Here is a 5,649-nt window from a genome sequence, read left to right on the forward strand (position 1 = left end):
GAGCCTGACTGAGTAACATAAAAAAATCCGTAATCCCTGATAGATTACGGATTCTTGCAGAACTGCCGGATCGTTCAACCGATCATTTTTGGCTTAACTGATCGGCATTACGCCATTTATGGTGACCGCTAATTACTTCAGCGATTCCTGCAAGAAACCGTACCCTTGTTCTTGCGCGATAAAACTCAATCGGTGGGTAATACATTGCGGCGCATCTTCTGCATGATGCGAGACAAACAGCAGTTGCGTCCGTCCTTCGCCAATCAATACATCAACAAATCGGCGCACTAACTGGCGGTTGATCGGATCAAGTCCTTGTAGCGGTTCATCAAGGATCAACAAAGTAGGGTGCTTCACCAGCGCGCGAGCAATCAATACTAATCGCTGCTGGCCCCACGACAAGCTGTGGAACGGCGCATCGGCCAATTGATTATCCATGCCCAGCAGCGCCAGCCATTGACGCGCCAACGCTTTTTGCCGATCGGAAACCGCCTGATACAAACCAATCGAATCGAAGAAGCCGGAAAGCACCACGGTGCGCACGTTGCAGCTCACGCGATAATCGAGGTGCAGGCTGCTGCTGACGTAGCCGATATGCTGCTTGATATCCCAAATGGTTTCGCCGCTGCCGCGCCGGATGCCGAACAGCGTTAAATCGTTGCTGTAACCTTGTGGATGATCGCCGGTCACCAAACTCAGCAAGGTTGATTTTCCTGCGCCGTTCGGTCCAACAATCTGCCAATGCTCACCGGGATTCACTTGCCAGCTGAGGCCATCAATCACCGCTTTATCGTTATAGGAAACCACACCGTTGCGCAGAATCACCCGCGGTGCCTCTTCGGCCAGTTGCGGCAACTGATCGGGTTGATCCGCTTCCGGCAAGGCCATGCCAGCCAGCTTTTCGCTGTGGGCTAACTGCGCGACCAGCGCTTCGGCCAATATCGCGCGACGCTCACCAACGTGCGTCAGTGTGCATTCGGCCAGCACGCCAACTTTATCGACAAAATCAGGAATATCGTCAAAGCGATTTAGCACCAGCACCACGGTGTAACCTTGCTGATGCAGATCGTTAAGGGTTTGCGCCAGGCTGGCGCGTGATGCCACATCCAGCCCATCAAAGGGTTCATCGAGGATCAGCAAATCGGGTTGCGCCATCAGCGCCTGACACAACAGCGTTTTACGCGTCTCGCCAGTGGAAAGGTATTTGAAGCGGCGATCCAGCAGATAAGTGATGCCAAACTGCTGCGCCAGCGCCTGGCAACGCGCCTCGTCTTTGACTTCATCCTGAATGATCTCGGCTGCGGTACGACCGGTATCGTCTTCGCCTTCACTCAGCAAATCGGTGTTATTGCGTTCCCACTCTTCGCTAACCAGCTTTTGTAGTTGCTCCAGTGACAAACGCGTGCGGCGCTGGAAATCCTGCTGCACGTTGCCTTTACCCGGCAAGAGTTCGCCGGAAAGCGCGCGCGCCAGCGACGATTTGCCGCTGCCGTTAGCGCCAACAAACGCCCAGCTTTCGCCGCTATTCAGGGTGAGATCGTTGAGGGAGAGTACTCGGGTGTCGCTAAGGTGAAACGTGCCTTGCGAAATTTGCAATGAAGCCATGATTTGTTCCGTTTTATGCATCGTGTCACTCAGTTTTAGCCAGCGACATTGGCGAAGTCAAATCATGGCGTGGATTTTAGAGCAGAGTGGCGATGATGGCGTGTTCGGCGTTAAAACTGGCGGTGACCTGCGCACCCACCTGTAGATTCTGCTGCTTAACTTGCGCATTGGTGACGGTGGCACACAGCGTTTCCCCGCTGGGTAGCGCCATCAACACTTCGCTGACCTGTTCACCCGGCTCAATCGCGCTGACTTCCGCCGCCAACTGATTATCGCTATCAGCGGCTTGCTGGCTAACGTTAATCCACGGCGCTTTGATCAGCACCAACACTTCCTTGCCGCTGTCGAGTTGCAGGCGCTCGGCGCTGCGTTCGGTAATCGCCACCTGCAAGCGCGTGACGCCGTCGGCCAGTTGCACCTCAATATGTTGCTGCACATGCTGATGATCGCTGGCGACAACCGTGCCAAACAGTTGATTACGTGCGCTAGTTTGCAGCGAGAAGCGGGCAATCGCCGCCAGCAAACTGTCGAGTGGCAAACTGTCGTTTTCCAGCGCGTCGTAGGCTTTCTGTTGAATCTGCTCCATCAACTGGAAAAGCTGAATCAGTCGCTCGCCATAACGCGTAAGCTGCGCGCCGCCGCCGCCTTTGCCGCCGGTGGCGCGATCAACCAAGGTTTGATCGGCCATCTGATTCATTTCATTGATTGCGTCCCAGGCACTTTTGTAGCTGATGCCCGCCAGTTTTGCGCCCTGGCTGATCGAGCCAGTTTGCTGCACGCGTTTTAACAGCTCAATGCGGCGCGGATCGGCAAACAGTTTTTGCTGAAGTCGAATGTGTAGAGAAAGTTCTGCCTGCATGTCAGCTCCTTAGGTCAATCCACTCAGTTTACTGCTTAAAAGTAAAAGCACGAAAAGGGCAGTGCGTTTTTTTCGCTAACCGTTACAATCACTTTTTTATTTTCTGCGTGAGGTTTCCATGCTGGAACTGTTAAAAAGCCTGGCTGTAGCTATCATCATGGTGCCGATTGTGATGGCTGTGATGCTCGGTCTGATTTACGGCCTGGGTGAAGTTTTCAACGTCATCTCAAAATTTGGCCGCCGCGAAGATCGCACTGCCAACAGCTCACACCACTGATTTCCAAACGCCCGCGCTCTGCGGGCGTTTTGCACTTAACTTCCGTAAAATCCTGCCGATATATACCCTAGATAATTCGAGTTGTAGCAAGGCGGCAAGTGGATGAATCCACAGGAGCTTACTTAAGTAAGTGACTGGGGTGAAGACACGCAGCCAACGCAGTTACAACTTGAATTATGAAGGGTATAAAGCTCATGACAGTATTTGTGCTCACGTTGTATTATCAAATATATAACGTAACAAGGAGCAACAAATGCAAACAATCAATTACCGCTGGGCTGCTGCAACCTTTTTAACTGTTTCATTGGCGGGCCAGGCTGTGGCCGCAGACAAAATCACTGTGTTCGCTGCGGCTTCGCTGACCAACGCGTTGCAGGAGATCGCGACGCAATATCAAAAGAGTAGTGGCGTAGAAGTGGTATCGTCTTTTGCCTCTTCTTCAGTGCTGGCGCGCCAGATTGATCAAGGTGCCCCGGCCGATCTGTTCATCTCAGCCGATCAGCAGTGGATGGATGATGTGGTAGCGAAGAAGAGCGTGGTCGACAGCACGCGCTACACGCTGCTGGGTAACGATTTGGTGCTGATTGCACCGAAAAGTGACAGCGCCAAAGCCGTCACCATCAACGCGCAAACCGACTGGAAAAGCCTGCTGAAAGGCGAGCGTCTGGCGGTTGGCGATCCGGATCATGTGCCAGCCGGGATTTACGCCAAAGAAGCATTGCAGAAGCTCGGCGCGTGGGATGCGTTATCTCCGCAGTTAGCACCGGCCAATAACGTGCGTGCGGCGCTGGCGCTGGTAGAGCGTAACGAAACGCCGTACGGCATTGTGTATGGTTCAGATGCAGTGGCCAGCGATAAGGTGCAAGTCGTGGGACGTTTCCCGGAAGATAGCCACAAGCCAGTGGAATATCCGATGGCGATTGTTAAAGATCATCAGAACGCAGCGGTACAAGCCTTCTACAACTATTTGCAGGGGCCGGATGCCGCTGCCGTGTTTAAACAGTATGGATTTACGCCGAAGAAATGATACTGAGCGATCCCGAATGGCAGGCCGTATTTCTCAGCCTGAAAGTGTCTTGTGTAGCTGTAATTTGTAGCTTGCCGTTTGGCATCATGATGGCCTGGATTCTGGCGCGCTGCCGGTTTCCGGGCAAAACCTTATTAGACAGTATCGTGCATTTGCCGTTGGTATTGCCGCCGGTGGTGGTTGGCTATTTACTGCTGATCGCGTTGGGCCGCCGCGGTTTTATCGGTTCCGGGTTGTATGACTGGTTTGGTTTCACCTTTGCTTTTAGCTGGCGCGGCGCAGTTCTCGCCTCGGCGGTGATGGCGTTTCCGTTGATGGTGCGTGCGATTCGCCTCGCGCTGGAAGCGGTGGACACCAAACTGGAGCAGGCTGCACGCACGCTCGGCGCGGGGCGCTGGCGCGTGTTCTTCACCATCACCATTCCATTGACCTTGCCCGGCATCATTGTCGGCACCGTGTTGGCTTTCGCGCGCTCGCTAGGTGAATTTGGTGCCACCATCACCTTTGTGTCCAACATTCCTGGCGAAACGCGCACCATTCCGTCGGCGATGTTTACCCTGATTGAAACCCCCGGCGCGGAAGGCACCGCGGCACGCTTGTGTGCGGTGGCGATTGCGCTGGCATTGCTGTCATTAGTGGCGTCGGAAATGCTGGCGCGCTGGGGCCGCAAACGGCTGGGAGCGGCGTAATGTTAACTCTGCAAATTGCGCAGCAGTTGGGCGATCACCTGCTCGACGTCAACGTCAACATTCCCGGCAGCGGCATCACCGCCATCTTTGGTGTTTCCGGCGCGGGGAAAACCTCATTAATCAATGCGATTGGTGGTTTAACTCAGCCGCAAAGTGGACGCATTCAGCTCAACGATCGTCTGCTATTTGATACAGAAACCAAGTTTAATCTACCACCGGAAAAGCGCCGCATCGGCTATGTCTTCCAGGATGCGCGCCTGTTCCCGCACTACCGCGTACGCGGCAATTTGCAATATGGCATGGCAGCCTCCATGAAGCCGCAGTTTACTGCGCTGGTGGCGTTGCTCGGCCTTGAACCGCTACTCAATCGTTTTCCTGCTTCGCTCTCTGGCGGTGAAAAGCAGCGTGTGGCGATTGGTCGCGCCTTGTTGACGGCGCCGGACATCATGCTGATGGATGAACCGCTGGCCTCGCTGGATCTACCGCGCAAACGCGAATTGATGCCGTATCTGCAAAAGCTGGCCAAGCAGGTGGATATCCCGATTCTGTATGTGTCGCACAGTCTGGATGAGATTTTGCAGTTAGCCGATAACGTGCTGGTGCTGGATAACGGCCAGGTGAAAGCGTTTGGTGCGCTGGAGAAAGTGTGGAGCAGCAGCGCAATGCGTCCGTGGCTGCCGCTGGCTGAACGCACCAGCGTGCTGCGTGTACAAGTGCTGGAGCAACATCCCGATTACCCGATGACGGCGTTGTCGCTTGGCGATCAGCACATTTGGGTCAGCCGGGTGAATCAGCCGCTGAAAACGCCGCTGCGTATTCGTATCGCCTCGGCTGATGTGTCGCTGGCATTACAGCCGCCGCAGCACACTTCAATCCGCAATATTTTGCCGGCGCAGGTGGTTGAGCTGCTGGAGATTGACGATCAGGTGGAAGTGAAACTGCGCATTGGTATCAGCGAATTGTGGGCGCGCATTTCACCGTGGGCGCGTGATGAGTTGGGCATTCGTCCCGATCAGTGGCTGTATGCGCAGATTAAAAGTGTGTCGATTGTGGCGTAAAATGGCGACCCTACAAACCGAACTTGTAGGGTCGCCATTTATGGTGTAATGCTCGTCAGTTAAGCCTCAGACATGCCGGAACGCATAGCGTTTCGGCTTTTTCTTTACCGCCCGGGGATAGTGTCTTGGTCGCC

6 protein-coding genes are annotated in these 5,649 nt (G+C 54.4%); 4 read left to right on the top strand and 2 right to left on the bottom strand.

Features of this window, described 5'->3' with window-relative positions:
* Positions 1–132: 132 nt before the first annotated feature.
* Positions 133–1,605, bottom strand: a complete 1,473-nt coding sequence (modF, locus tag ABDW13_RS23135) for a molybdate ABC transporter ATP-binding protein ModF (protein ID WP_343554846.1) — start codon at positions 1,603–1,605, stop codon at positions 133–135.
* 76 nt (positions 1,606–1,681) lie between these two features.
* Positions 1,682–2,464 carry a molybdenum-dependent transcriptional regulator gene (modE, locus tag ABDW13_RS23140; RefSeq protein ID WP_343554847.1) on the bottom strand — a complete coding sequence of 261 codons (783 nt, stop codon included), beginning with the start codon at positions 2,462–2,464 and terminating at the stop codon, positions 1,682–1,684.
* Positions 2,465–2,582: 118 nt separating this feature from the next.
* On the opposite strand from modE, the gene ABDW13_RS23145 reads away from it, so the two are divergent.
* The 4 genes from ABDW13_RS23145 to modC all read left to right on the top strand — a co-directional run bounded on the left by ABDW13_RS23145 (position 2,583) and on the right by modC (position 5,515).
* Complete coding sequence (locus ABDW13_RS23145; protein WP_343554848.1) at positions 2,583–2,741, top strand: AcrZ family multidrug efflux pump-associated protein; 159 nt, start codon at positions 2,583–2,585, stop codon at positions 2,739–2,741.
* A gap of 253 nt (positions 2,742–2,994) precedes the next feature.
* Positions 2,995–3,768, top strand: coding sequence for a molybdate ABC transporter substrate-binding protein (gene modA, locus ABDW13_RS23150; protein ID WP_343554849.1), 774 nt, complete (start codon positions 2,995–2,997; stop codon positions 3,766–3,768).
* The gene (gene modB / locus ABDW13_RS23155; protein WP_343554850.1) at positions 3,765–4,457 is read left to right on the top strand and encodes a molybdate ABC transporter permease subunit; all 693 of its coding nucleotides are present in this window, start codon (positions 3,765–3,767) and stop codon (positions 4,455–4,457) included. Before modA ends, modB begins: the two co-directional genes overlap by 4 nt.
* Positions 4,457–5,515 (top strand): molybdenum ABC transporter ATP-binding protein ModC, encoded by a 1,059-nt coding sequence (modC, locus tag ABDW13_RS23160; RefSeq protein ID WP_343554851.1) that lies wholly within the window; start codon positions 4,457–4,459, stop codon positions 5,513–5,515. The genes modB and modC overlap by 1 nt, the downstream gene beginning before the upstream one ends.
* Positions 5,516–5,649: the final 134 nt, after the last annotated feature.

It is taken from the genome of Pantoea sp. (assembly GCF_039594315.1).
Taxonomy (GTDB): domain Bacteria; phylum Pseudomonadota; class Gammaproteobacteria; order Enterobacterales; family Enterobacteriaceae; genus Pantoea.

Coding starts and splice junctions, on each gene's coding strand:
- modF (WP_343554846.1), bottom strand. CDS start 1,605: ATGGCTTCATTGCAAATTTCGCAAGGCACGTTTCACCTTAGCGACACC.
- modE (WP_343554847.1), bottom strand. CDS start 2,464: ATGCAGGCAGAACTTTCTCTACACATTCGACTTCAGCAAAAACTGTTT.
- ABDW13_RS23145 (WP_343554848.1), top strand. CDS start 2,583: ATGCTGGAACTGTTAAAAAGCCTGGCTGTAGCTATCATCATGGTGCCG.
- modA (WP_343554849.1), top strand. CDS start 2,995: ATGCAAACAATCAATTACCGCTGGGCTGCTGCAACCTTTTTAACTGTT.
- modB (WP_343554850.1), top strand. CDS start 3,765: ATGATACTGAGCGATCCCGAATGGCAGGCCGTATTTCTCAGCCTGAAA.
- modC (WP_343554851.1), top strand. CDS start 4,457: ATGTTAACTCTGCAAATTGCGCAGCAGTTGGGCGATCACCTGCTCGAC.